This window comes from Roseinatronobacter sp., from assembly GCF_051859525.1.
In the GTDB taxonomy this organism is placed as follows: Bacteria; Pseudomonadota; Alphaproteobacteria; order Rhodobacterales; family Rhodobacteraceae; genus Roseinatronobacter.
Map to the genome: position 1 here is coordinate 1 of NZ_JBHYFM010000011.1, position 25,931 is coordinate 25,931.

Sequence of the window (25,931 nt, forward strand, 5' to 3'; positions counted from 1 at the left end):
CGCCAAGGGCCTGTATCTGATCCCGCTGTTCATGGTGTTCAACCCCGAAATCATCTATGGCGGCCCGCTGCCGCATGTGCTGTGGACAGGGTTTACCGCCATCCTTGGGCTGGTGGCCTTCGCCGCCGCAATCGAGGGCTGGCTGTTTGGCCGCATGGACCCGCTGTCACGCCTGCTGTCCATCCCCGCCGTCACCGCCCTGTTCTGGCCGTCCTTCACCATCGAACTCGCAGGCGCAGGCGTGATACTCGTCCTGCTGTCCATCAACTGGCTCAATGCAAGACAGGCCATAGAAAATGGGACGTGAATGCTGACGAAACGGGGCAAGCACGCTATTGTGACGGCGCCGCAACATGCGAAAAGGGCCATTGCATGAAATCCTTCCCGCCTTTCATTGCCGCAGTTCTGGCTGCGTTGCTGGTTTGGGTGGTTGCACAGCATCATGCGCAGGGGGTGGCACGGCAGGAACTTGACCAGACGCTGTTGCTGACCGCGCGCGCTGTCGAGGCCGAGGTGGACCGCCTGCGCGCCTTGCCTGACGTTGCCGCAGAAGATATGCGCATCCGTTCGGCACTGGCCGGCACCGGATCATTGCAAGAAGCCAACATCTATCTGGAAACAGTCTCAGACCATGCCGGTGCGGATGAGTTGTTCCTGCTGGATTCCAGTGGTCTGACAATCGCGGCGTCAAACTGGAATCGCGAAGGTAGCTTTGTTGGACATAACTACGGATTCCGCCCCTATTTCCAGAAGGCGATGCAGCAGGGCAACGGCAAATTCTATGCCATCGGCGTCACAACCGGCATTCCCGGCTATTTTCTGTCCACCCGTGTCACAGTGGGCGAGGCCGTGGGCGTTCTTGTCGTGAAACTGAACCTTGAGCCGTTACAGGACACATGGCGGGCGGCCGATGCAGATGTCGCGCTGGCGGATGAAAACGGCGTTGTGTTCCTTTCGGCGCGGCCTGACTGGCAGTATCGCCCCTTACTGCCCTTGCGGCAGACCAGCTTGCAAGAAATTGCACGCACCCGCGCATATGACGGGGTGGATCTGGCGCAGAATGCCGCCTTGTTCACTGATATGCCCACAGGCGCGAATGCAGCGGGGAATGGATGGATTGCGCGTGTCGCGCCCTTGCCTGCGACGGGCTGGCAGGTCATTGCCGCGCGTGCAACCGCCCCCTTGCATCTTGTTGCCATGGGCTGGGCCGGTCTTGCCGCGCTGGCAACACTGGGGATCGCGGCGGGGCTTGTGGCATGGAAACAGCGCCGGCAGATCATTGCCCTTCGGCTGTCCCAATCCGAGAAGCTGGAATCCATGGTCAAGATGCGCACCTCCGAACTCGCACGCGAGATCGAGGCGCGCGCACAAGCCGAAAGCGATTTGCGCACCACCCAGGAAGCCCTGATCCACACCGAGAAGATGGCCGCACTGGGGCGCATGTCGGCAGCCATTGTGCATGAGATCAGCCAGCCACTGGCCGCGATGGAAGCCACGCTTGCCGCCGCCGAGATGGGGTTGGACAAGGATGATACCGCGACCGGCGCGCGGCTTGGAACAGCGCGCGGCCTTATCAAGCGCATGCAGCGCACAACACATCATCTGAAAAGTTTCGGGCGCAAGGAAACCGGCCAGTTGTCACTGATAGATATGCGCGCACCCGTTTCAAGCGCATTGGAAATGGTTGCGCCGCGGGCACGGGCGGTCGGTGTGACCTATGCGCTGGACATGCCCGACGATCCGGTCATGGTTCTTGCTGGCGTGGTGCGGGTGGAACAGGTTCTTGTGAACCTGCTGCTGAACGCGTTTGATGCAATGTCAGACAGCCACGAAAGGCGGATTGACGTGACATTACGCACGCAGAACGAACAAGCGTTGCTATGCGTCCGTGACACGGGTGCGGGCATTGCCGATACCGACCTGTTGCAAGTGACCGAGCCGTTCTTTTCCAGCAAGGTATCGGGCGAGGGGTTGGGGCTGGGGTTGGCCATCTGCAAGGCCATTCTGGCAGATTTCAGCGGCGCGCTGGAAATTGCCTCCGTAAAGGGGCAGGGCACGCATGTCACAGTTTCCCTGCCGGTGGCCAAAATGGCGGGGATTGCAGCGCAATGACAGCGCTTGTTCACATTGTCGATGATGACCGCGACCATCTGGCGGCCTTGTGCGATCTGGTTGGCGCGGCAGGTTACAGGGTGCAGGGCTTTGCCGATGCGCAAGCGGCACTGGACGCGCTGGCCGCAGGTCCGGACCTGCTTGTCAGCGATCTGCGAATGCCGGGCATGGACGGAATGGCCTTGCTGGCGCAGTTGAAGGTTCAGGTTCCCGGGCTTCCGGTGATCATGTTGACGGGCCATGGGGATGTGGGCCACGCCGTTGAGGCGATGCGCGCAGGCGCTGAGGACTTTCTGGAAAAGCCTTACGATTCCGCGCATCTGCTGGCGGTCATCCGGCGCGCGCTGGACGCCAATGCTACCAGAGTGGAGCTTGCGCGCCTGCAACAGGTGCTGGCCGAGCAGGCAAATGTCGCCATTCTGGGCACATCGCGTGCCATGCGCAGCTTTCGTGACCGGATCGACACATTGGCACAGGTTGATCTGGATGTTGTTATCACTGGCGAAACCGGCACAGGCAAGGAACTTGCCGCACGCGCCATCCATACGGGCAGCATGCGCGCGCAAGGTCCGTTTGTGGCGCTGAACTGCGCGGCCCTGCCCGAAGCGATGGCCGAAACAATCCTGTTCGGCCACGCGGCAGGTGCATTCGCGCATGATTCAGACGGCCGCGCAGGCAAGATCGAGGCCGCGCATGGTGGCACCCTGATGCTGGACGAGGTGGAGGCCATGCCCCCGTCGATTCAGGCCAAATTGTTGCGGGTATTGCAGGAACGCATGATCGAGCGCATTGGCGAAAATACGCCGCGCCCCCTTGATATAAGGGTTATCGCAACAACAAAAACCGACTTGCGACATGTCGAGGGGTTTCGGGCCGATCTGTATTTTCGCCTTGCAGGGGCCGAATTGACCACCCCGACCCTGCGCGACGCAGGCGAGGATATTCCCCTGATTTTCACCCATTACGCCCAATTTGCCGCGCGGCGCTATGGCAGGCCCGACCCTGAACTGCCTTGGGGCCTGCGGCAGAAACTGAAACAACGCGGCTGGCCCGGAAATGTCCGGGAACTGAAAGCAAGTGCAGAAGCCTATGCGCTTGGCCTGTTTGATACAAAACCCATGGAAAACGCAGCACCCGGACCAGAGTCACTGGCGCAACGTGTGGCACAGTTCGAAGCACGCGAGATTGCATCCGTGCTGGATGCGCATCGCGGAAATACATTGCGTGCTGCGCAAACCCTCGGCCTTCCGCGACGCACACTCAATGACAAGATGCGGCGCTACGGGTTGCAGACCGACATATAACAATCGTCAATCGCGCACCGGCTGGTCATTGCGCCGGAAGGTCAGGTAATGGGGCCTGCGCCCTTCGCGCAGGGCCTTCTGCTCATAGCGCGTTGACAGCCAGTCATCCCATGGCTGCACCCAATCAGCAGGCGCGGGCGTCAGGCAGTCGAAACCAGCAGGCGGCACTTCTTCCATGGTCTGGCGGACATAATCGGGTATGTCGGTTGCCACGCGAAATACCGCACCCGCTTTCAAGACCCGCGCCAACGCATCCAGATATCCGGGCGTTACAAACCGGCGGCGATGATGGCGCGCTTTCGGCCATGGGTCGGGATACAACAGAAAAGCGCGGTCCAGGCATTGGTCGGGCAGCACATCAAACAAATCGCGCACATCCCATGGGTATACACGCAAATTGCTGACACCCGCCTGCCGGATCTTGCCCAACAACATGGCGACGCCATTGATATAGGGTTCACACCCAATGATCCCGACATCGGGGTTTTGTGCGCATTGATGCACCAGATGTTCACCCCCGCCGAAACCCACTTCCAGCCAAAGCGGACGCGCATCCCCGAAAAAATCGTTCGGGTTCACGATTTGCCGGTCGGGATTATCTTCTACGCTGACACCCTTCGGGTGCAAAGGCGCCAGATCCTGATCAAGATACTGCTTCTGCGCAGGTCTCAGCGATTTTCCCTTGATTCGACCGTAAAAATTGCGCGTCTCAGGGGATTTGGGCGATGACATATGCATTATTCCGTGGCTTTTGCGCGGTCGGTATGCAGGTGCGCGCCGCTTGGGTCAAGCGGCTTGGGGGTCATGGGTTTACAAATAAGGACCAAACCCCCATGTTTGAACCTGCAAGCCCAGAGTCACCGTGCGAGATTGCGCGCCTCTGAAAAACCCACAAACTCTCCATTCCCCGAAAGGATATTCCATGACGCAAGCGAAAGCGGGCGATACTGTGCGCATTCATTATACCGGCACTTTGGCAGACGGATCGGTATTCGACAGCTCCGATGGCCGTGACCCGCTGGAATTCCAGCTTGGTGCGGGCGCAATCATTCCCGGACTGGACCGCGCGATTGACGGCATGATCGTGGGCGACCAGAAAACCGTCACCATTCCCTGCGCCGAAGCCTATGGCGATTACCAGCCCGAGGCCCGTCAGGATGTGCCGCGCGATCAAATACCCGCCGATATTCCACTGGACCCGGGCACCATGCTGCAAATGCAAACCCCTGACGGGCGGGCAATGCCCGTAACCGTGGCCGAGGTGACAGACCAAACCGTGACACTGGATGCAAACCATCCACTTGCGGGCAAGGATCTGACCTTCGCGGTGCAGGTGGTTTCGGTCAACTGACCCTGAAACGCTGATGGCGGGCACCAAGCTGCCCGCCTGCCCCTAAATGCATGGCAGAATTCGCGTATTGGCGTTATTCTGCGGCAATGCGCGCCATGTCGGGATAGTGCGGAACAAGCGCGATGTCCTGCGCGGTCAGACCGGCGCCATGGGCGACATTTGCAATCAAATGCCCGTCCAGCCATATCTGCGCGGTATCAGGATTCGCGGCGGTGAATGACACGGTCAAATCAGGTGCTGCCAGACGTGACGGGTCATAATGCAGGATGATCTGGTCCTCTGCGGGGTCGAAATCGACAATCGTGGCGGCGTCCCGCCCTTGCAGCCAGTCACCCAGTGCGAATGTGTCGGACCCCGCGCCGCCGTTCAGATAGTCACCCTGACCGGCAACCAGCAAATCGTCCCCATCGCCACCGTTCAGGAAATTGCGCCCGCCAAGATCGTTTCCATCCTGATCAAGCGCGGCACCGACCAGTGTATCATTGCCCGCGCCGCCATTCAGCGTATTGCTGCCTTCACCGGCGATCAGCAGGTCATCACCCGCCCCCCCGATCAGGCTGTCATTGCCTGCACCGCCGATCAGCGTATCATTCCCTTCGCCACCATTCATATGTGCCGCGCCCTGACCTGCCTGCAACCAGTCATCACCGCCCAGACCGGCCAGCGTATCATTGCCTGCACCGCCGGTCAGCGTGTCATCCAGCGCGCCGCCTTGCAGAAAGGTCGCATCATCACCGCCGGTCAGGTTCACGGGCATCGGGGGTTCAGGTTCCGCGAAGGCGTCCGAACTGTGGATGCGTTCATCCAGATCATCAAACAAACCCGCAACATCGGGTGCCGCAAAGAAATAGGGGTCGTCATCCACGCCCGCAAGGGAATCAGGCGCGGCAGGGGTTTCGGCTGTGGCTGGAATACTGTCGGACATCTGGCCCAGAATACCGCCCGATGACGCAATCATCTGCGGTTGCGTGCTGTCGTCACTATACTGCTCATCGTCGGCACCGTCACGGGTGTCGTCTTCGTGATCATCCGTGCCCTTGCCCGCCGAAAGCAGGCTATCGGCGGCGACACCGGCCAGCAAAGCACCAAACAAACCCAGAAACATAAACATATTGCACCACCCCACGCAGCAGCGAATCTTGAAAAGTGTTTTCACCCAATGGCACAATAATCTCATAATTCTTGGGGTTTTGACAGCTATATCGCGCGGGCTGGCGCGTGAATTTATCAAACTGGTTAACACCAGACTCGGAAAATTGGGCTTTCCTTGGCACATAAAATGGTCTATGCGGCGCGCCTGTGCCTTTGGCATGGTAGAACGGCCCTGCTGGACGACATCCCGGCCTGCGCCAAAACCCTATTAAACAGGAGATCCCGATGTCGATCACCGTAGAAGACAAGACCCGCCTGATTCAGGAATTTGCCCGTGGCGAAGGCGACACCGGCTCGCCCGAAGTTCAGGTTGCCGTGCTGACCAAGCGCATCACAAACCTGACCGAGCATTTCAAGACCCACAAGAAAGACAACCATTCCCGTCGTGGGCTGTTGAAACTGGTGGCCACGCGCCGCAAGCTGCTGGACTATGTCCGCAGCAAGGACGAAGCCCGCTACCGCGTTCTGATCGCGAAGCTTGGCATCCGCCGCTAACGCGACCGAAATCGCCGGAATTCATCGCCCGCCTTGCCAAAGGCGGGCGTTTTCATGTTCGCCATTCCGTTCACTGATCGGGCAAACGTGACAGTATATGGCCTATAAATTGCCTTATTTCTGTCGCCAAACAACGCCATACGCTGATAAAGATTACGATAAGGAAACAATCGCGTCCGAGTTATGTGCGTCCGGTGGCAGGTATGATTATGGTAAACACGCGAAAGCTGGAACAGCTTTTGAAGCGTTCAGGCCCGGCCAGACCTTCTGGCAAGGGACAACCGGACACTGCACCGCTTCGGCGTGGGCTTGCGCTGTCGGGTGGGCCGGCCCTGCGCAATGACGTGACCACCCAGTCCAATGAACCCCAGATCGTGCCATGGAATGATGCAGTATGGGACGACCTTGCGCCGGTCACACCCGACACGGGCGTGGACAAGGCAACGCGCGCTTTCAATCAACATGCGCGCGACCCCGCTGTAACCACATTGTTTGATGTGCTGCGCACCCAGCTTGTCCAGACATTCCGTAAACGCGGCCATCGCTGTCTGGGAATCGCTGCGCCCCATTCGGCCACTGGTGCAAGTTTTGTCACCGCCGGACTTCTGGCCAGTTTTGCGCGGCGCAGCGATCTGCATGTCGTGGGTCTGGACGTTAATTTTGCCGATCCCGGTCTGCACCGCTATTTCGAGGCCGCGCCAGACGGTCCCATTCTGCCCGCGGTCCGGGGTGAAATTCCCATTGAATCGCATTTGCGCCGCGCCAATGCCGCGCTGGCCCTTGGGTTCAACAAACCCGCCACCGGACCCGACCAGCAGATCGCAACCTTCCCCGCCGAGGATTTCACCGATTTCGTGCACGATATTCTGGGCTTCATTGCACCGGATTTCATTGTTTGCGACATGCCGCCATTGCTGGAAGGCGACACCGCAATGAACCTTCTTGCCGGAATCGACGCTGTGCTTGTTGTGTCAGACAGCCACAAAACAACCGCCGATGACATTGCGGCATGCGAACGGGTCTTGCACGATCAGGCGGAGTTTCTGGGCGTTGTCATGAACCGTGCGGCACCCGCATCCGGGGGGCGCTAGCATGGGTCCGATCCAGTCCATCAGCGAATTGCTGGCTTTCCTGCGCCGCCGTCTGGACTTGATTCTTGTGACTATCGGGCTTGGCACAGTCCTTGCAGCGTTCATGGCGCTGCAAACAGTTCCCGTTTACCAGTCCCATACCACCCTGTCGGCACGCCTGAACACGGTGTCGGGTGAATTTGCAAGCATGACAGGGGTGCAGAACGCCCCTGCGCGCCTGCTGCAACTGGTGGAACAGCGTCTGACCACACGCGAAAACATGCTGGCACTGGCCGACAAATACGACCTGTATCCCGGTCTGCCCGCGCAGGAACGCGTTGATGCAACACGCGCATCAATCACTTTCCTAAGCCGGGAAGCCGTTACAATAGGCTTCGCAAGCGATGGCATGTTGTCATCCATCATTGTTCAGGCCCGCGCCGATACTGGCCCGAAGGCCGCAGATATTGCGAATGAACTGGCCGCGATGATCATCGCCGAAACTGGTGCCGGACGCGAGGCGCGCGCGCGCGAAACCTTGGCTTTCCTGCGCGAAAGGCAAACCCAGACCGAGGCAAACCTGCGCGAGATCGAGGCCGAACAACGCGCCTTTGCGGCACTTAATCCTGATGTGATGCCATTTAATGTAGAGTTGCGCCGCTCGGAATTGTTGCAACTGACAACGGCAATACAAACCACCGAAAGCGATATTGTAACGCTGGAATCGGAACTGGCCGCCCAAAACCGTCAGGGCAGCACGCAGCGCCGTATGGCCCAGCTGCGTGACCAGTTGATAACACGCCAGGCCGAACTGGAACGCCTGCAATCGCGCCGTGACGAGTTGGAACCATTCTTTACCCGTGTGTCCCAGATCGAACGCGACATGGATGCAATCGCACAGCGCGCCGAACGGCTGCAAGACAGCTTGCGCGATATTGCCGACCAGATTGCCAGCGCCGAAACCAATTTGCGGCTGGAAACCGGCCAGCAGATTGCGGCCTTCGATGTGCTGGAAACGGCAACACCGGCGGATTATCCGATGTCGCGCAGCCGGAAGGTCACCTTGTTGATGGGGATCATGGGGTCTGCTGTTCTGGCGGTCGTTGCGGCCTTCGCCTATGAGGTGATGCGCCCCGCGCTGCGCAGTCCGGGGCAGGTAGAACGCGACACCGGAATGCGCCCTGTGCTGGTTCTGCCCGAACTGGTTCTGCCCGCTGACAGGCGGCGATTGCGGATTGCACGCCTTGCGGGGTTTGCGTTGTTTGTCCTTGCACTGGCAGCAACGCTTAGCCCGCTGATCCAGCAATAACGCGGCGGGGTCCAACCATGCCCAATGCCATCGCCTATGCCGCACTGCTGATCTGGCCCTTGGTCATGGTGGTGATGTTTCGCAAAATGGCACCCGAACGCGCGTTCATCTGGGCCATTCTGGGCGGGTATATGGTGCTGCCTGAACTGACCGAATTCAACGTGCCGCTTATCCCTGCGTTTGACAAAACATCCATTCCGAACCTGACGGCAGTGGCACTGTGCCTTATCATGCTGAACCTGCGGCCAAGCCTGCTGCCCGTCGGCACCCTGGGCAAGATTCTTATGATCGCGCTGGTCATTTCCCCTGTGGTCTCGGTGTTTTTCAACGTAGAGACGCTGCAATATGGCATCCAGCAACTTGGCCGCCTGACCCTGATCGGCGATAATGCCACCACGATACCGGCCATGCGCATTTATGATTCCGTGGCGGTTGTGGTGCGCCAGATCATCATGATCGTGCCATTCCTGCTGGCGCGGCACATTCTGGCCAGTGAACAGGGCCTGACAGAATTGCTGCGTGCGCTGGTGATCGCCGGATTGATCTATTCGGCCCCGATCTTGTGGGAAGTCCGCTTCAGCCCGCAGTTGCACACCAACATTTACGGCTTCTTCCAGCATGATTTCAGCCAGATGATCCGCCAAGGCGGATACCGGCCCATTGTTTTCATGCCCCATGGGCTGTGGCTTGCGTTGTTCATGGTTATGGCTGCCATTTCCGCATTGCATTTTGCCAAACAGGCCGACCCGTCCGACAGGCTGCGCGCCAGCGCTACCGTGGTGTTTCTGTTCGGCATTACAGCCCTGACCAGAAGTCTGGGGCCGCTGCTGATCCTGCTGGTTCTGGCCGCGTTGGTGATGTTCGTGAAACCAAGGTTCCAGTTGCGCATCGCGGGCCTGATGGCGCTGCTTGCGTTGACATACCCGATCTTGCGGGGGGCAGGGATCATTCCGACCGACAGGTTTGTCGCGCTTGTCAGCCAGCACAGTCTGGAACGGTCGCTGTCCTTGCAGTTTCGTTTCGACAACGAGGATCTGCTGCTGGAACGTGCGGCAGAAAAGGCGCTGTTCGGCTGGGGCGGGTATGGGCGCAGCATGATCTTCGACCCCGATACGGGTGTCATGACCTCTATCAGTGACGGGCAATGGATCATCACAATCGGGCAATGGGGCTGGCTGGGCTATCTGGCGCTGTTTGGTCTGCTGTGCCTGCCATTGGTGGCGCTGTGGTGGCGTTGCAGGCAAATGCCGGATGGGGCGATTGCCCCGCAGGCTGGCGTATTGGCGCTGCTGCTTGGCGCCAGTCTGGTGGACCTGCTGCCAAATGCCACGCTGGTGTCGCTGACATGGCTTATTGCTGGCGCATTGTTGGGGCATGCGGAATTGCTGCATCAGCGCACGCAGCAGGCAAGACTGCAACACTGGCGAACCAAGCCTGGCCGTGCGGGCCTGATGGCAGTGGCACAAACCCGCAACCCCGCCCTTAGGCGCAGCTTCCTGTAAGGTGCTGTTTGAACAACATAGGTAAAGTTTTAATATTATGACCGACCTTCCAGACCAGTTCAGCGAAAACGACATTGCCGTGATCGGCATGGCCGCGCATTTGCCGGGTGCGGGGTCTGTTGTTGATTTCTGGGACAATTTGCGCGCCGGGCGCAGCGCCATCCGCCAACTAAGCGAGGGCGAGCTTCGCGCCGCTGGGGAAACAGCTGCAACATTGCGCAAACCCAACTATGTGCCCCATGCCGCCACGCTGGACGGCTTTGCCGAGTTCGACCCCGAATTCTTCGGCTTTTCCCCCAAGGAGGCGGCCATTCTGGACCCACAACACCGCCAGTTTCTGGAAGTCGCCTGGGAAGCGTTCGAGGATGCAGGCCACCCGCCCGCTGCATTCGATGGCCCTGTGGGGGTGTTTTCCGGCTGCGGCATGGGCAGTTATTTCTATTTCAACCTGTGTTCAAACCCCCATCTGGTTGATGATGTGGGCATGTTCCTGTTGCGCCATACCGGCAATGACAAGGATTTTCTGGCCACCCGCGTCAGTCATATTTTCGATCTGCGCGGCCCGTCGGTCAATGTGCAGACAGCCTGTTCCACATCGCTGGTGGCCGTGCATTATGCTGTGCAATCGCTGCTGACGGGGGAATGCGACATGGCGCTTGCGGGGGGCGTCACCATCGAATTGCCCCACGGGCGCGGCTATCTGTTCAAGGAAAACGAAATCCTGTCGCCGGACGGGGAATGCCACGCCTTTGACCACCGCGCACAAGGTACGGTGTTCGGGTCGGGCGCAGGTGCCGTGGTGCTGCGCCGCCTGTCCGATGCGCTGGCGGATGGCGACCATATCATCGCCGTCATCAAGGGCAGTGCGGTCAATAATGACGGCGCGGCCAAGGCGGGCTATCTGGCCCCGTCTGTCGAAGGGCAGGCCGCCGCCGTGTCCGAAGCGCATCTTGTCGCGGGCATATCCGCTGACAGCGTGTCCTATGTGGAATGCCACGGCACCGGCACATATCTGGGCGATCCCATTGAAATTGCCGCACTGACACAGGCATTTCGTGCAACGACCGACAAGACCGGCTTTTGCCGTATCGGATCGGTGAAAACCAATATCGGCCATCTGGACACAGCCGCCGGCGTGGCCAGCTTGATCAAGGTGGCGTCCGCACTGGAACACCGCGAATTGCCCCCCAGCCTTGGGTATGAAGCGCCCAACCCCGCCATTGATTTTGACGCGACCCCCTTTGTGGTCAATGACCGCCTGACACCGTGGCAGGGCAATGGTCCCTTGCGCGCTGGCGTAAATTCGCTGGGTGTGGGCGGCACAAATGCCCATGTCATCTTGCAAGAAGCGCCCGCGCGCGCCCCGTCTGACGCCAGCGACTGGCCCTTCCAGCTTCTGACCCTGTCGGCACGCAACAAGCCCGCGCTGGACGATGCCGCGCGCAACCTTGCTGCCCATCTGCGCACCCATCCCGACCAGCCGCTGGCCGATGTGGCCTTCACCCTGCGCGAAGGGCGCACCGCATTCGCCCAGCGCCGCATTGTCGTGGCCGAAACCCATGAAGATGCAAGCGCATTGCTGGACGCCGACAACCCCGCCCGCGTGTTCACCCATACCGCGCTGGACAACCCCGATATGGTGTTCATGTTCCCCGGCGGGGGCGCGCAATATGCGGGCATGGCCCGCGAGTTGTATGAAACCGAGCCTGTCTTTGCGGAATGGATGGATCGCGGGCTGGCCCATCTGCAACCCAAACTGGCCTATGACCTGCGCGCGCTGTGGCTGCCGGACCCGCAGGACATGGACCACGCGACCGAAGCGCTGAAACGCCCGTCCGTGCAATTGCCGCTGATCATGATGACCGAATACGCGCTGGCGCAAATGTTCATCGATTGGGGGGTGGCCCCGTCGGTGCTGGTGGGCCATTCCATGGGCGAAAACACCGCCGCCGCGCTGGCCGGTGTCATCGGGTTTGAAGATTGCATTGATCTGGTGCATCTGCGCGGGCAATTGTTCGACACTGTGCCCGCGGGCGGCATGCTGTCTGTGCCGCTGTCGCTGGACGCGCTGCGCCCCTATCTGGGGCCGGACCACGACATTGCATCGCTGAACGCGCCGGAACTGACGGTCATATCCGGCCCGCAAGCAGCCCTTGACCAGCTGGACGCGGCATTGCGCGCAGATGACATTGCCGCCCAGCGCGTGCCTATCGACATTGCTGCACATAGTCGCATGCTGGACCCCATTCTGGACCGCTTCCGCGCGTTTTTGCAGGGCGTGCCCCTGAACGCCCCGCAACTGCCCGTCATTTCCAACCGCACCGGCCAGCCGCTGACGCCGGAACAGGCTTGCGATCCCGAATATTGGGTGCAGCACCTGCGCAATACTGTGCTGTTTGGCGATTGCATCACCACATTGGCGGCGCGTCCCAACCGCATCTATCTGGAAATGGGACCGGGCAAGGCGCTGTCGTCGCTGACGCGCATGAACGGGGCCGTGGCAGGACAACAGGTGCTGTCGGCTTTGCGCCACCCTGACGAAGATATTGCCGATGATCTGTATCACATGGGCACGCTTGGGCGTATCTGGGCACTGGGCGGGCAATTTGACTGGGCGCAAATCTGGGGCGATGCGCGCCGCCAGCGCTTGCGCCTGCCCACATACCCGTTCCAGCGCGCGCGCTATTTCATTGAACCGGGCACCAGCAGCGCCGCCGATACCCCCGCGCTGGACCGCATCGATGATGTCACCCAATGGGGGTTTGCGACCGGCTGGAAACCAGCCTATGCCGATTGCGAGATTGATGTAACCCGCGATTTGTCCGCCCTGTCCGACACATGGCTGATTTTTGCAGATGACGCGGGCATTGCCGCGCCCGTAATTGCGCAACTGCGTGGCAGCGGCGCGCGCGTGATCGACGTGCAGGCGGGCGACACCTTCGCGCGCAAATCCGCAGACAGTTATACACTGGCCCCCGAACAGGGCGCGGACGGGTATATGCAGCTTCTGCAAGACCTGATCGCGGGCGGTGTGACCCCCACCCGCATCGGGCATTTCTGGCTTGCCGACCCGCGCGACACCTACAGGCCGGGGTCCAGTGCGATACACCGCAATCTGGAACAGGGGTTCTACTCCCTGCTGTATCTGGCGCAGGCCATCCAGTCCGAAAACCTGCCCCTGCCGGTTCACCTGACGATCATCACCCATGGCGCACAAGCGCTGGACGGCCAGCCGCTGGCCCATCCGGAGAAGGCCATGATCGCTGGCCCCGCCCGTGTGGCCCCGCGCGAAATGCCGGGCCTGACCTGCGCCACGCTGGATATTGACGTGGCCAGCGCCGACCTGACCCAAACCCTGCTGGAAGACCTTTGCGCCACCCCCGCCAACACCACCGCCATGCTGCGCGGGCAACGGCGCTATGTGCAGACTATCCGCCCCGCGCCCTTGCCAGATGAATTGCCAGACCTGCCACAAGGTGCGCATTGGGTCATTACCGGCGGTTTCGGCGGCATTGGCCTGACACTGGCCGAGGCGCTGATTACAAAAAGCGCCGCGCGCATCACGCTTGTCAGCCGCACCCCCCTGCCCGACCGCAGCGATTGGGACGCATGGCTGGCCAGCAATTCCCCCGCAGACCGGACCAGCCTGCGCATTCAGGCCATAGCGCGGCTGGAAGCACTGGGCGGGCAGGTCCATGTGGCCTGCGCCGATGTGTGCAATATTGATGAGATGCGCCGCGCGCTGGACGGGGCGCGCGACACCTTCGGCGCGCCCTACGGGCTGATCCATGCGGCAGGGCATATCGCGGATGCGCCCCTTCTGGGCAAATCCCCCGCCGATGTGGAAGATGTGCTGGCCCCCAAACTGCACGGGTTGCAAGTGCTGGACGCATTGCTGCCCGATGGCGCGCTGGATGTGCTGGTGCTGTTTTCGTCCACATCGACATTGACCACACCCGTGGGTCAGGTGGATTATGTGGCCGCGAATGAATACCTGAACGCGTTTGCACGGGCGCGGACCGGCGGGAAAACCCGCGTGCTGTCGCTGAACTGGGGCATATGGGCCAATGCCGGCATGGCCGCCGACGCAATGGCCGCGCGTCTGGGCCAGACCCCCGCTGTCCATGCAACCCCCTGCGCACAGCCGCTATATGATACGATGGATTTTGACGCCGCCGGCAACCGCCGCCTGACCCTGCAACTGGACACAAGCCATTGGGTTGTGGACCAGCACCGCACCAGCGACGGAACCGCCATTTTGCCCGGCACCGCCTATCTGGACCTGTGCGCACAGGCGCTGCGCGCACAGGGCGAGAACGGCCCGTTTGAATTGCGCGATGTCTGGCTTTTGCGCGCCCTTACTGTGCATGAGAATGCCACGCGCAAGCTGCGCGCCACAGTGACGCGCACCAAGGCGGGCTATGATTTTGCCCTGCGCAGCGATGTCCGGCAAGGCGGCACAACGGGCTATGTGCTGAATGCGCGCGCGAATGTGGTGCTGGCCACGCCAGACACCCCCGCCCCGATAGATCCCGCCGCCATTGCCGCACGCTGCCCCGATAGGGCCGAAGGCAACGGCCTGCCCACCCCGCAAGAGGCGCATCTGAATTTCGGCCCGCGCTGGCGCGTCATTACCCGCACCGCCTATGGCACCGGCGAAGGGCTGGCGCATCTGGACCTGCCTGCCGCGTTTCATGGCGATCTGGACGCGGGCCATGTGCTGCACCCCGCGCTTATGGATCTGGCCACCGGCTGGGCCATGCGGCTGATCCCCGGCTATGACGCCCGCGCGCTTTGGGTGCCGGTTTCCTATGACCGCGTGACCGTCTTTGCCGGGTTGCCCGCGCGCATTGTCAGCCACGCGCGGCTGTGCCCCGAGACTGACACCGACACTGACACGGAGTTTGCCAGTTTTGACCTGACGCTGGCCACACCGGACGGGCGCGTTCTGGTCGAGATCCGGCGCTTCACCATCAAGCAACTGACCGATGCTGCCTTTGGTGACGCGCCCCCCCTGCGCCCCTCCGAGGTGGAGCATGACACCCCCGCCAACCCTGCCCTGTCACCAGCAGAAGAACGCCTGCGCGACATGCTGGGCCTTGGAATTACACCCGCTGAAGGGGCCGCTGCCTTCTTGCGCGCCCTGCGGTCGGACCATGCGGCCCTTGTCGTGTCGTCCATCGACCCGCGCGCCCTGATCGCACAAGCCGATCATGACGCAACAGCCAAACCCCAGACCAAATTCGACCGCCCAGACCTTGGCACTGAACTGGTCGCGCCACGCAATGACATTGAACGCACGCTGACAGGGTTCTGGCAGGATTTGCTGGGCGTGGACCGGATCGGGGTGGATGACAACTTTTTTGATCTTGGCGGGCATTCGCTGATTGCCGTGCGCCTGTTTGCGCGGGTGAAAAAAGCCTATCAGGTGGATTTCCCCATATCCGTGCTGTTTCAGGCGCCCACAATCGCGGCCTGCGCCGCCATGATTGCCGAACAGACAGGGCTGGACCCTGAAGCAGACACCCCGCAACCGCAGTCCAGCCCGCCCGCCCGCGCGACATTCACCCATCTGGTGCCAATGGACGGCCAGCATGAAACTGCGCAAACACCGTTTTTCCTTGTGGCCGGAATGTTCGGCAATGTGCTGAACCTGCGCCATCTGGCGCTGTTGATCGGGCGGGACAGGCCGTTTTACGGGCTACAGGCGCGCGGGTTGCTGGGGGGTGACACCCCCCATGACCGGATTGAAGACGCAGCGCGCGACTACATTGCCGAAATGCGGCAGGTGCAACCGCATGGCCCCTATATGCTGGGCGGGTTTTCAGGGGGCGGGATCACAGCCTATGAAATTGCGCGCCAGTTGGAAGCTGCGGGCGAGACGGTCGAACTTGTGGTGCTGCTGGACACCCCGCTGCCCGTCCGCCCTGCCCTGACGCGCCCCGACAAGGCCCTGATCAAGCTGGCCGAACTGCGCCGCAAGGGGCCGGGATATGTGCTGGAATGGTGGCGCGCACGTCAGGCATGGAAACGCACGCTTGCCGCAGGCCCTGCCGCAGACAGCGATGATGCCTTTCATAACACCGCAATCGAGGCGGCCTTTCGCCGTGCTGTGGCCGCCTATCAGGTGCAGCCATGGAACGGCAATCTGGTTCTGTTCCGCCCCCCGCTGGACCGGCATTGGAAAGTGTCGGGCGGCAACTGGGTCAGCAGCCAGCGCGAATATGTTTTCGCCGACAATGACTGGACGCGTTTCGCCCCGAACCTGCGCGTGATCGAGGTGCCGGGCGACCATGACAGTATGGTTCTGGAACCCAATGTGCGGGTTCTGGTGTCACGATTGCGCGCCCTGATGCCCGCGCCGGAAATACAGCAAGCAGCCGAGTAACACGCATGAACGCAACTGTTCTGACAGTAATTGTCAATTACAAAAGCGCCGGAATGACGCTGCAATCCGCGCAATCCGCGCATGTTGCAATGCAGGGCATTGATGGCGCAATAACCATCGTGGACAATGACAGTCAGGACGGGTCATTTGAATTTCTGTGTGACAAGACGCGCGACATGCCGCGTGTCAGGGTCCTGCAATCGGGGCATAACGGGGGGTTCGGGTTTGGCAATAACACAGGCATTGCCGCCGGTTTGCCAAACGGGGAACGCCCCGATTTCGTCTATCTGCTAAACCCCGACGCCTTCCCTGACCCTGACGCAATCCGCCTGCTGCGGGATCATATGATCGCGCATCCCCAGACCGGCTTCGCAGGCAGCGCCGTGCGCGGCGAGGATGGCACCCCCCATGAGGTGGCGTTTCACTTCCCCTCGGTCCTGTCGGAATTCGAGGCGGCGGCAAATACCGGCATAATCACCCGTTTGCTGCGCAACTACCGCGTGCCCATGGACTTCCCGCCGGAGACCTGCGCGGTTGACTGGTGTTCAGGCGCCAGTGTGATGTTGCGTCGCAGTATGCTGGACCGGATCGGACTGTTTGACGAAACCTTTTTCCTGTATTTTGAAGAAACGGAACTGTGTCACCGCGCCCGCGCAGCAGGCTGGACGGGGATGCATGTGCCACAGGCCAGCGTCATGCATATCGGGTCGGTTACAACCGGCATGACAAACAAACGGCGCGTGCCGGATTACTGGTTCGACTCGCGGGCGCATTACTATCGCAAGACCGCTGGTGCCGGATATCTGGTTCTTGCGACAATTTCTTACATGCTGGGCGCCGGTATCTGGAAGGTGCGCCGGTATCTGGAACAGAAAGAGGATCGAATTCCGCCATATTTTCTCCGTGATCTTGTGGCACATTTGTTCAGAACGCTAATGTCGGGCTCGAAGGCCCCTCAGGTGCAGGCAGGGACGCAAAACGCGCCCTAAAGATGGGTGGTATATGTTGTTTTCAAGTGTTGTCGTCGGTGATGAAAGCCTGCTTGCGGAATGCAGCGAACAAATGCTGGCGCGCGGGCACAGCATCGCGGCCCTGGTCACAACCAACACGCAGCTTGTCCAATGGGCCAAGGGGCATGGCATACCCGTAATCACCCCCGGCGCCGGTCTGGTTGCACGTCTTGGCGGGGTTTCGTTCGACTGGTTGCTGAATATTGCAGGGTTGCGTGTGCTGTCCCCCGATGTTCTGGCGCTGCCGCGACAGGGGGCCGTGAACTTCCATGACGGACCATTGCCGCAGCACGCGGGGCTGAATGCCCCTGTCTGGGCCTTGATGGCGGGCGATGCGCAACATGGTATCACATGGCATCTTATCACCGACAAAGTCGACGAAGGCGATATTCTGGCGCAGGCGACCTTTGACATAGCGCCGGATGACACGGCCCTGACCCTGAATGCCAAGTGTTTTGCCGCAGGGGTCGAAAGTTTCGCGCAAGTGCTGGACATGCTGGAACGCGGCAACGTGACCGGCCAGCCGCAGGGCAAAACCGCGCGCAGCGTGCATTTGCGCAATGACCGTCCCGCGCATGACGGTGTGCTGGATTTCACGCGCACCGCGACCGAACTGGACCGCATGGTGCGCGCCCTGGATCACGGGCCATACTGGAACCCCCTATGTGCCGCCAAACTGCGCCTTGGCGCGCAGCTGGCCTGCATCGGCACAGCGCGGGTTGTCGCGGGTCAGGGACCGGCTGGACAGATACTGGACGTGGATGCAGACAGCCTGACCGTGGCCTGCGGCGACGGGGCGCTGCATATATCGGGGTTGCTGTGCATGCAGGGGCTGCCCCTGAACGCAAGGCAATATGTCACCAAAGGCGACACCATCACACCGCCCCCCGAAGGCGTCAGCCAAGCCATGGCGCGCATCACCAATGGGGACCAGCGCTGGCGCGATGCCCTGCGCAAAATGACCGGCAACCCAGCACTGGCACCGCAATCGGACCAGCGTGAAACACTGACGCTGGCGCTGGCGGACAGGCCGGATGCACAGGTCATTGCCGCATTCGGCACCGCCCTTGCGCGCCAGTTTGGTGTGTCGCAACTGGACATGGCCCTGTTCACTGCGGCAACCCATGACGCTGCCGCCGCTGCGCCGGACCATATTTCCGGCTGGGTTCCCCTGCAGATCGATCTGCGCCGCGCCGATCCTGTGGCAGAGATTGAATCTCGCCTGACTCTCGCCGCAAAAGCCCCCGGATTTGCCCGCGACATCAGCGCGCGCGACCCCTTTCTGGGCCTGATCGACATGCCGCATATCGTGGTGACCCGCAATGCTACGGCTGACGCAGGTGCCGTCACACTCGACCTTGAAACAGGCGACATGCGGTATGATCCCGCGCTGATCGGAACCGCCGAGGCACAGCGCATCAGGGCCGCAATGACAGCCACGCAGGGCGCTGACAATACGCTTGCGGCGCAACTGAACGCGACAGATAAACCCTATGACCGCATCTGCATGCATCACGCCTTTGAGGCGCAGGTGCGCGAAACCCCTGACGCCATTGCGCTGTCGTTTGAAAACCAGTCCCTGACCTATGCACAGCTGAATGCCCGCGCCAACCGCGTTGCGCATGTTCTGGCGGAAATGGGCGTCACGCCCGACACGCCGGTCGCATTGTGTACCGCGCGCGGGCCAAACCTGCTGATTGGCGCGCTTGGTATCCTGAAGGCAGGCGGCGCCTATGTGCCGCTTGACCCTGCCTATCCGGCGGACAGGCTGGCGCATTACCTGCACGATTCCGCCGCCCCCGTTCTGGTCACGGAACATGCCCATCTGGACATTCTGCCCCGCCATGACGCAGCGCTTTTGCAACTGGACACGGACACGCGCCTTGGCGCTGCACCTGACACCAACCCCGTCAGCTCCGTCACCCCCGACAATCTGGCCTATGTTATCTATACATCCGGTTCCACCGGCACACCCAAGGGCGTGATGGTCGAACATGGCAATGTCGCAAATTTCTTTGCCGGCATGGACGACTGCATCCGCCACGACCCGCCCGGTGTCTGGCTGGCCGTCACATCGTTAAGTTTCGACATTTCGGTGCTGGAACTGTTCTGGACACTGGCGCGCGGCTTCAAACTTGTGCTTATGGGCGATCAGGACCGCACTGCCGTGTCGCGCGGGCCGGTGCGCATAAACGACAAGCCCATGGATTTCAGCCTGATGTATTGGGGCAATGATGACGGCCAGGGGCCGCAGAAATACCGCCTGCTGCTGGAAGGCGCGAAATTTGCCGACACACACGGGTTTTGCGCGATCTGGACCCCTGAACGCCATTTCCACGCTTTTGGCGGGCCGTTCCCCAACCCGTCTGTTTCTGGCGCGGCCGTGGCAGCGGTCACGCAGAATCTGGCGGTGCGTGCAGGGTCTTGCGTGGCGCCGCTGCACCATCCGGTGCGCATAGCCGAAGAATGGGCGATGATCGACAACCTGACCAACGGGCGCACGGGCTTGGGCATTGCGTCTGGCTGGCACCCTGTGGATTTTGTCATTCGCCCCGAAAACCGCCCGCCCAATAACAAACAGGCCATGTTCGACATGATCGACACGCTGCGCAAACTATGGCGCGGCGATGCGGTCGAATTTGACAAGGGCGACGGGCCGGTGCAGGTGCAAACCCTGCCGCGTCCGGTATCGCGCGAATTGCCCATCTGGCTGACAACGGCGGGCAACCCCGAAACCTGGCGCGACGCCGGGCGGCTGGGCGCGAATGTGCTGACCCACCTGCTGGGCCAATCCATCCCCGAGGTGGCCGAGAAGATCACCATCTATCATGAAGCCCTGCGCGACGCGGGCCATGACCCCGCCGATTTTACCGTGACGTTGATGTTGCACAGCTTCGTTGCGCGCGACCGCGACCATGCCCGCGAAGTGGCACGCGGCCCGATGAAATCCTATCTTCTGGCGGCAGCCGGTCTGGTAAAGCAATATGCATGGGCCTTTCCGGCGTTCAAACGCCCGCAGGGTGCGAAAAACCCCATGGATATCGACCTGTCATCCCTGTCACAGGACGAAGTGGACGGTATTCTTGATTTCGCCTTCAACCGCTATTTCGAAGATTCCGGCCTGTTCGGCACCGTTGAGGACTGTCTGGGGCGGGTAGAGCAACTCAAGGCGATTGGCGTGACCGAGATTGCCTGCCTGATTGATTACGGCATCAACACCGATCAGGTTCTGGAAGGGCTGTTCCCGCTGGCCGAAGTCGTCAAGCGCACCAATGCAGGGGTGGATATTCCCGACGATGACTATTCGATCGCGGCACAGATACACCGCCACAAGGTCACGCATCTGCAATGCACCCCGTCAATGGCGCGCATGCTGGCCATGAATGACGACAGCCGCGCAGCACTTGCCACGGTCAAGAATGTCCTGATCGGCGGCGAGGCCCTGCCGGGTGTTCTGGCGCGCGACATCGCGCAACTGACAGGCCAGCCGGTGCAAAACATGTATGGCCCGACCGAAACCACCATCTGGTCCACGACCCAACCAACCAAGGGCGGCACCGGAATCACGGACATCGGCACCCCGATTGCCAACACGCAGGTTTATATCCTTGATGACAGCTTGCAGCCCACTGGCGAAGGCGAATTGTTCATTGGCGGTGACGGGGTGACGCGCGGCTACTGGAACCAGCCGGACCTGACCGAAAGCCGTTTCATCGCAAACCCGTTCGGCGCGGGGCGGCTGTATCGTACTGGCGATCTGGTCAGGCACGGGGCTGGCGGTATCCGGTTTCTGGGCCGTGTCGATCATCAGGTGAAAATTCGCGGGCACCGCATCGAACTGGGCGAGGTTGAAGCTGCCCTTGACGCCCAACCCGGAATTACCGCCGCTGTCGCCATCGCCCGCGAGGATCGTGACGGTGATATCAGGCTGGTCGCTTATTACACTGGCAGCCCTGCGGGTGATTTGCGCGCCGCACTGGCGCAGCGCCTGCCCGCGCATATGGTGCCCGCGCATTTTGTACCGCTGGCCGAAATGCCCCTGACCCCCAACAAGAAAATCGACCGCAAGGCCCTGCCTGCCCCCGCCGCCGCACAACAACCGGCAAACAGCGCCAAGGGCGCGGCACCTGTGGCGTCAGGCAGTGGCACAGTGGACCAGATTGCCGCGATCTGGTGCGATGTGCTGGGTGTTGCGCAGGTTGGTCCGGCGGATAATTTTTTTCATCTGGGCGGGCACTCGCTTCTGGCCGTGCAGGCACACCGCGAAATGCGCACGCGCCTGAACATACCCGGCCTGTCGATCACCGATTTGTTCCGCTTTCCGGTGCTGGGCGAATTTGCGCGCCATCTGGACAGCAAACAGCGCCCGCTTGCCCCAGTTCAGCATACAGGCACGGCCCCGCCACCACCCGCCGCAGCGCCAGCCACGGCAGCCCCATCCGACAGAATGCAGGCCATGGCCAAACGGCGTGCCATGCGCGCAGAAAGGGCTGGTCGCGGGTGATTCAACAGCGTTTTTGCCTTGCGGAATATGCCCGCCCCCTGTTCAGCGACAGGGTTGCCATGGGCTGGGCGGACCCCACAGCCCCCATGCCCCGCCTGATGGGCGATGAAGTGCTTGCGATTGAACAGGTCAGTGCCAAACGCGCACGCGAATTTGCCGCCGGACGCGCCGCAGCGCGCAGCGCCATGGACCAGCTTGGCCATGTGGCCCGCCCCGTTCTGCATGGCGATGATCGTGCGCCGATCTGGCCCGCCGGTCTGGCAGGGTCCATCACACATACCGACCATGACGCGCTGGCCGTGGTCACGGACGACCCCGACATTCTGGCACTGGGCCTTGATATGGAACCTGCAACCGCGCTGGAACCCAACCTGTGGCCCGTTATCTGCACACAGAACGACCTGCTTTGGCTGGCTGGCCTTGGCCCCACACAGCGCGGAAATTTTGCCCGTCTGGTGTTTTCCGCAAAAGAAGCCGTCTATAAGGCGCAATACCAGATCAGCCGGTGTTTGATCGATTTTCACGCGCTTGACCTGACGCCCGATCTGGCAACAGGGCGTTTTGTGGCGCAGTTGCAGCAGGATGTTCCCAACCTGCCCTGCGGCACGCGATTCGATGGCCGTTTTTCGATTCTTTCAAACAGTATCATCACCGCTGTTGAAATTCGTCACAACTGACCCGCAGGCGGTTGCAAAACTGGCACGTTCAGCCGCGCGCCCCGTCTATGGATGGTAGGTTTGAACCCCGCCTGCGCAATATGTAAGGAACCGCTGCAGGTGATCGCGACATGGTGACCAATTCCTGAAATTCATTGGCAAAAACCCCCGCCTTTCTGATATAATTGCGCCACAACCACTCTATCAGAGGCAGCTTGCTGTAGTTTTTTAACCAACCGATCATAAGAATCGGCATCAGCATCCCAGAGTCAGAAAGAATCGAGGGCAGAATGAAGAAAACACTGATTGCCGCCACCCTTTCGGCATTCATCATCCCCGCAATCCCGACCCCCGCCAGTGCAAGCGCGATTGAAACCGCCTGTTTGCGGTCCGACCGTGCGCAGGCAACGCGGTCCTTGTGCCGGTGTATCGGGTCTGTTGCGAATGAAACGCTGACACGCGCTGAACAACGCCGTGCGGCAGCGTTCTTCCGTGATCCGCAGCTTGCGCAGGATGTGCGCATGTCCAAAAGCGACCGCGACAATGCTTTCTGGGCGCGCTATCGTGCGTTCGGGGACCGTGCTGAACAATTCTGCACAGGCCGCTGAACCGCAAAAGGGGCACCCCTTTTCAGACATGCCCCGCCAATGACCCCGAACATGGTTCGGGGTCTTGTTCGTTTATTGAGGCTGTCGCATTCAGCAGACATGCTCTAACTTATTGATTTCGCGTGTCCGAGAAGCTCAGAACCGGTTCCCGCTTTTGCGCAACATGCGCTAGTTGTGGCTGTGGCTATGCCCGTGACTATGGCCATGGTCATGGCCGCCGCCGTGATCGGCACCGCGTTCCAGATCAACGGGGATCACAAGCTCCAGCTCCTCGCCGTTTTCCAGCACCAGCGTTACCGCCACGTCATCGCCGTGGCTTAGGGACTGGTTCAGACCCAGAAACATGACATGGTCCCCGCCGCGCGCAAGGGCATGCATGCCTTGGGCCGGGACGGTGAACCCCTCTTCAACCTCAATCATGCGCATGACGCCATCCGCATCTTCCATGTGGGTATGCAATTCCACGCGTTGCGCCACATCAGACCGCGCGCCAATGATGCGGCAGTCTGTGGCGGATTGGTTCATGATATGCATGAACGCCGCACCCGATTGCGACATGGCCGTCGATGTGCGCGCATAAGCGTCATGAACTTCCAATTCACACGCAATGGCGGGCAGGGCAAACGTGACTGCCACAGCAGTCGTCAAAACTAGTTTTTTCATTCTGTGATTCCTTGTCTGACAGTTGGGTTTTTCCGCAATCAGACAGGTTCCGGCGGTGCGCGCGATCTGGCCCAGAACCCCGCCGCAGCCGCATGCAAAACCGGCGCACCCGAATCCCATTGCACATCATAGGCCCGCGATAAAACGACCGGCATCAACTCCGGATCAAACAGACCGGCGACAACAGGCATCACGCAATCGGGGCATGGGAGCGTATATTCAACGGGATTGCCGTCTGCATCAATCGTGATGGAGACCAGACCATAGCCCGTGCAGATAACAAGCGTTTGCGCGCCCGCCGCAAGATGACGCGCCTGAACAAAGCCGATACTGGCCAGCGCCAATGACAGCGCCAGCGCAACACCGGACAAGCTGCGCATCAGTTTTAACATGCGGCCAATCTATGCCGTTCGCCCGACTATGAAAAGCGGCATATCAGGGGATCATGCGCTTTATGGCCGCGACATGTTCGCCCGATGCGGCTGCCACGTCTGCCGTCAGGGCCATGGCGTCCGCCAACACGGCATCAGGTTCTGCCAGCCGGTCCACCAGCCCCCATGCCAGCGCTTCGGGCGCGTCAATGCGCGCACCTGCCATAAGGATCATTTTTGCGCGCGCCGGTCCCACCAACGCGGCCAGTCGCGCGGGGTCGGACGGTTGCGGCAGAAACCCCAGTTTCATCACCGGATAGAAGAATTTGGCCTGCGGCACTGCCACACGCAGATCACAGGCCAGCGCCATGCCGAATGCACCACCCGCCAGCGTGCCGTTCAGCGCCGCAATCGTCAGGCAGGGGGCGGATGCAATGCGCCCCGATAACGCTTCCCACAAGCCCGATGTGGCCAACCCTGCGCGCGCTTCCTCCAGATCGGCACCTGCGCTGAACACCTTGCCGCGCCCTGTCAGAACCAGCGCACGCGCCCCCGCGCGACTGGCCGCATCAACGCCATCACACAGGTCTTGCAGCATCGCGGCAGTCAGGGAATTGGCCTTGTCGATACGATCCAGCGTCAGCGTCCAGACGCCGCCTGCGTCCTGCACATGGATCATTGCACGCCCACACGCGCGCGGATGTCGGGCTGGCGCAAGGACACTTCGCGCCCGATCCAGTCATCCGAATCCGGTGTGCACATCCAGACCAGCGCCTGCGCGGCCCATTCGGGCGGAATATGTGCCGACCAGTCCAGCTGGCTGACCGCATTCACACCGCTGGCCTTGATGTCGCGCTGCATATCCGTGGCCACAGTTCCGGGTGACAGACTCAGGATGCGCAGACCCCGCGCGCGCGCTTCGGTATCGGCCACGCGCGTCAGCATCAATGCGCCCGCCTTGGAACTGCAATAGGCACCCCACCCTTCCAGCGGGTTATGTGCAGCCCCCGACCCCACGGTTATGATACTGCCGCCGCCCTGCGCCTGCATGACAGGCAGCGCCGCGCGCATGCCATGAAACACGCCCTTCAGGTTTATATCGATCAGGCGCCCGAACTCATCAGGTGAAACCTCGGACAGCAGGCCAATGGGGTCAATCGCCCCAGCGTTGTTGATCAACACATCCAGCCGCCCGAAACGCCGGCACATGGTGTCGATCGCGGCTTGCACGGCGGCAAAATCGGCCACGTCACAGGGCACAGGGACAGCGCCGGTTTCCTGCGCCAGCGTATCAAGCGCGTCAACGCTGCGTGCAGCCATGCCGACCTGTGCGCCAGCGGCCACAAAGGCCCGTACCGCCGCCGCGCCAATGCCGCGGCTTGCCCCCGTAATCAGAACCACCTTGCCCGCCAGCGAAGATGCATCAAAACCCATGT

18 protein-coding genes and 1 pseudogene are annotated in these 25,931 nt (G+C 61.0%); 13 read left to right on the plus strand and 6 right to left on the minus strand.

Features of this window, described 5'->3' with window-relative positions; all coding sequences use genetic code 11:
• The 3 genes and pseudogenes from ACTIE1_RS10140 to ACTIE1_RS10150 form a co-directional block, all read left to right on the plus strand.
• Positions 1-307: pseudogene (locus ACTIE1_RS10140) on the plus strand (hypothetical protein); the annotation flags it as partial.
• A 65-nt stretch (positions 308-372) separates the two neighbouring features.
• Positions 373-2,112, plus strand: a complete 1,740-nt coding sequence (locus ACTIE1_RS10145; protein ID WP_439562645.1) for a sensor histidine kinase — start codon at positions 373-375, stop codon at positions 2,110-2,112.
• Positions 2,109-3,416 carry a sigma-54-dependent transcriptional regulator gene (locus ACTIE1_RS10150; RefSeq protein WP_439562646.1) on the plus strand — a complete coding sequence of 436 codons (1,308 nt, stop codon included), beginning with the start codon at positions 2,109-2,111 and terminating at the stop codon, positions 3,414-3,416. The genes ACTIE1_RS10145 and ACTIE1_RS10150 overlap by 4 nt, the downstream gene beginning before the upstream one ends.
• A 6-nt stretch (positions 3,417-3,422) precedes the next feature.
• On the opposite strand, the gene trmB is transcribed toward ACTIE1_RS10150, so the two are convergent.
• Positions 3,423-4,154: a tRNA (guanine(46)-N(7))-methyltransferase TrmB gene (trmB, locus tag ACTIE1_RS10155; RefSeq protein WP_439562647.1), complete on the minus strand. Its 732-nt coding sequence runs from the start codon at positions 4,152-4,154 to the stop codon at positions 3,423-3,425.
• A 184-nt stretch (positions 4,155-4,338) separates the two neighbouring features.
• Here trmB and ACTIE1_RS10160 point away from each other — a divergent pair, with 184 nt between their 5' ends.
• Positions 4,339-4,767, plus strand: a complete 429-nt coding sequence (locus tag ACTIE1_RS10160; protein WP_439562648.1) for an FKBP-type peptidyl-prolyl cis-trans isomerase — start codon at positions 4,339-4,341, stop codon at positions 4,765-4,767.
• Between the two features lie 73 nt (positions 4,768-4,840).
• Here the strand turns inward: ACTIE1_RS10160 and ACTIE1_RS10165 are convergent, their stop codons facing one another.
• Positions 4,841-5,878, minus strand: coding sequence for a calcium-binding protein (locus ACTIE1_RS10165; RefSeq protein WP_439562649.1), 1,038 nt, complete (start codon positions 5,876-5,878; stop codon positions 4,841-4,843).
• Positions 5,879-6,144: 266 nt separating this feature from the next.
• On the opposite strand from ACTIE1_RS10165, the gene rpsO reads away from it, so the two are divergent.
• From rpsO to ACTIE1_RS10210, 9 genes are all read left to right on the plus strand, one after another.
• Positions 6,145-6,414, plus strand: coding sequence for a 30S ribosomal protein S15 (rpsO, locus tag ACTIE1_RS10170; protein WP_277805410.1), 270 nt, complete (start codon positions 6,145-6,147; stop codon positions 6,412-6,414).
• Positions 6,415-6,623: 209 nt separating this feature from the next.
• On the plus strand, positions 6,624-7,505 hold the full coding sequence (locus ACTIE1_RS10175) for a hypothetical protein (RefSeq protein ID WP_439562650.1): 882 nt from the start codon (positions 6,624-6,626) through the stop codon (positions 7,503-7,505).
• Between the two features lies 1 nt (position 7,506).
• Positions 7,507-8,793: a hypothetical protein gene (locus ACTIE1_RS10180; protein ID WP_439562651.1), complete on the plus strand. Its 1,287-nt coding sequence runs from the start codon at positions 7,507-7,509 to the stop codon at positions 8,791-8,793.
• Between the two features lie 17 nt (positions 8,794-8,810).
• Positions 8,811-10,295, plus strand: coding sequence for a hypothetical protein (locus ACTIE1_RS10185; RefSeq protein WP_439562652.1), 1,485 nt, complete (start codon positions 8,811-8,813; stop codon positions 10,293-10,295).
• Between the two features lie 37 nt (positions 10,296-10,332).
• Positions 10,333-16,683: a type I polyketide synthase gene (locus tag ACTIE1_RS10190; RefSeq protein WP_439562653.1), complete on the plus strand. Its 6,351-nt coding sequence runs from the start codon at positions 10,333-10,335 to the stop codon at positions 16,681-16,683.
• Between the two features lie 5 nt (positions 16,684-16,688).
• Complete coding sequence (locus ACTIE1_RS10195; RefSeq protein ID WP_439562654.1) at positions 16,689-17,672, plus strand: glycosyltransferase; 984 nt, start codon at positions 16,689-16,691, stop codon at positions 17,670-17,672.
• A gap of 13 nt (positions 17,673-17,685) precedes the next feature.
• On the plus strand, positions 17,686-22,197 hold the full coding sequence (locus ACTIE1_RS10200; RefSeq protein WP_439563367.1) for a MupA/Atu3671 family FMN-dependent luciferase-like monooxygenase: 4,512 nt from the start codon (positions 17,686-17,688) through the stop codon (positions 22,195-22,197).
• Positions 22,194-22,874 carry a 4'-phosphopantetheinyl transferase family protein gene (locus ACTIE1_RS10205; protein ID WP_439562656.1) on the plus strand — a complete coding sequence of 227 codons (681 nt, stop codon included), beginning with the start codon at positions 22,194-22,196 and terminating at the stop codon, positions 22,872-22,874. The genes ACTIE1_RS10200 and ACTIE1_RS10205 overlap by 4 nt, the downstream gene beginning before the upstream one ends.
• A gap of 269 nt (positions 22,875-23,143) precedes the next feature.
• A complete protein-coding gene (locus ACTIE1_RS10210) occupies positions 23,144-23,461 on the plus strand; it encodes a hypothetical protein (RefSeq protein ID WP_439562657.1) in 318 nt (105 codons plus the stop codon).
• A gap of 168 nt (positions 23,462-23,629) precedes the next feature.
• On the opposite strand, the gene ACTIE1_RS10215 is transcribed toward ACTIE1_RS10210, so the two are convergent.
• Genes ACTIE1_RS10215 through ACTIE1_RS10230 form a run of 4 tightly spaced genes read right to left on the minus strand, consistent with a single transcriptional unit; the run spans position 23,630 to position 25,929 of the window.
• Entirely contained in the window at positions 23,630-24,124 is a 495-nt protein-coding gene (locus ACTIE1_RS10215; RefSeq protein WP_439562658.1) for a copper chaperone PCu(A)C, read from the minus strand.
• 38 nt (positions 24,125-24,162) lie between these two features.
• A complete protein-coding gene (locus tag ACTIE1_RS10220; protein ID WP_439562659.1) occupies positions 24,163-24,516 on the minus strand; it encodes a hypothetical protein in 354 nt (117 codons plus the stop codon).
• Between the two features lie 43 nt (positions 24,517-24,559).
• Positions 24,560-25,174: an enoyl-CoA hydratase/isomerase family protein gene (locus ACTIE1_RS10225; RefSeq protein ID WP_439562660.1), complete on the minus strand. Its 615-nt coding sequence runs from the start codon at positions 25,172-25,174 to the stop codon at positions 24,560-24,562.
• Positions 25,171-25,929 (minus strand): SDR family oxidoreductase, encoded by a 759-nt coding sequence (locus ACTIE1_RS10230; RefSeq protein WP_439562661.1) that lies wholly within the window; start codon positions 25,927-25,929, stop codon positions 25,171-25,173. Before ACTIE1_RS10230 ends, ACTIE1_RS10225 begins: the two co-directional genes overlap by 4 nt.
• Between the last annotated feature and the right edge of the window lie 2 nt (positions 25,930-25,931).

Coding starts and splice junctions, on each gene's coding strand:
- ACTIE1_RS10160 (WP_439562648.1), top strand. CDS start 4,339: ATGACGCAAGCGAAAGCGGGCGATACTGTGCGCATTCATTATACCGGC.
- trmB (WP_439562647.1), bottom strand. CDS start 4,154: ATGCATATGTCATCGCCCAAATCCCCTGAGACGCGCAATTTTTACGGT.
- ACTIE1_RS10215 (WP_439562658.1), bottom strand. CDS start 24,124: ATGAAAAAACTAGTTTTGACGACTGCTGTGGCAGTCACGTTTGCCCTG.
- ACTIE1_RS10225 (WP_439562660.1), bottom strand. CDS start 25,174: ATGATCCATGTGCAGGACGCAGGCGGCGTCTGGACGCTGACGCTGGAT.
- ACTIE1_RS10190 (WP_439562653.1), top strand. CDS start 10,333: ATGACCGACCTTCCAGACCAGTTCAGCGAAAACGACATTGCCGTGATC.
- ACTIE1_RS10175 (WP_439562650.1), top strand. CDS start 6,624: ATGGTAAACACGCGAAAGCTGGAACAGCTTTTGAAGCGTTCAGGCCCG.
- ACTIE1_RS10145 (WP_439562645.1), top strand. CDS start 373: ATGAAATCCTTCCCGCCTTTCATTGCCGCAGTTCTGGCTGCGTTGCTG.
- ACTIE1_RS10195 (WP_439562654.1), top strand. CDS start 16,689: ATGAACGCAACTGTTCTGACAGTAATTGTCAATTACAAAAGCGCCGGA.
- rpsO (WP_277805410.1), top strand. CDS start 6,145: ATGTCGATCACCGTAGAAGACAAGACCCGCCTGATTCAGGAATTTGCC.
- ACTIE1_RS10220 (WP_439562659.1), bottom strand. CDS start 24,516: ATGTTAAAACTGATGCGCAGCTTGTCCGGTGTTGCGCTGGCGCTGTCA.
- ACTIE1_RS10150 (WP_439562646.1), top strand. CDS start 2,109: ATGACAGCGCTTGTTCACATTGTCGATGATGACCGCGACCATCTGGCG.
- ACTIE1_RS10230 (WP_439562661.1), bottom strand. CDS start 25,929: ATGGGTTTTGATGCATCTTCGCTGGCGGGCAAGGTGGTTCTGATTACG.
- ACTIE1_RS10210 (WP_439562657.1), top strand. CDS start 23,144: ATGAAGAAAACACTGATTGCCGCCACCCTTTCGGCATTCATCATCCCC.
- ACTIE1_RS10165 (WP_439562649.1), bottom strand. CDS start 5,878: ATGTTTATGTTTCTGGGTTTGTTTGGTGCTTTGCTGGCCGGTGTCGCC.
- ACTIE1_RS10185 (WP_439562652.1), top strand. CDS start 8,811: ATGCCCAATGCCATCGCCTATGCCGCACTGCTGATCTGGCCCTTGGTC.
- ACTIE1_RS10180 (WP_439562651.1), top strand. CDS start 7,507: ATGGGTCCGATCCAGTCCATCAGCGAATTGCTGGCTTTCCTGCGCCGC.
- ACTIE1_RS10200 (WP_439563367.1), top strand. CDS start 17,686: ATGTTGTTTTCAAGTGTTGTCGTCGGTGATGAAAGCCTGCTTGCGGAA.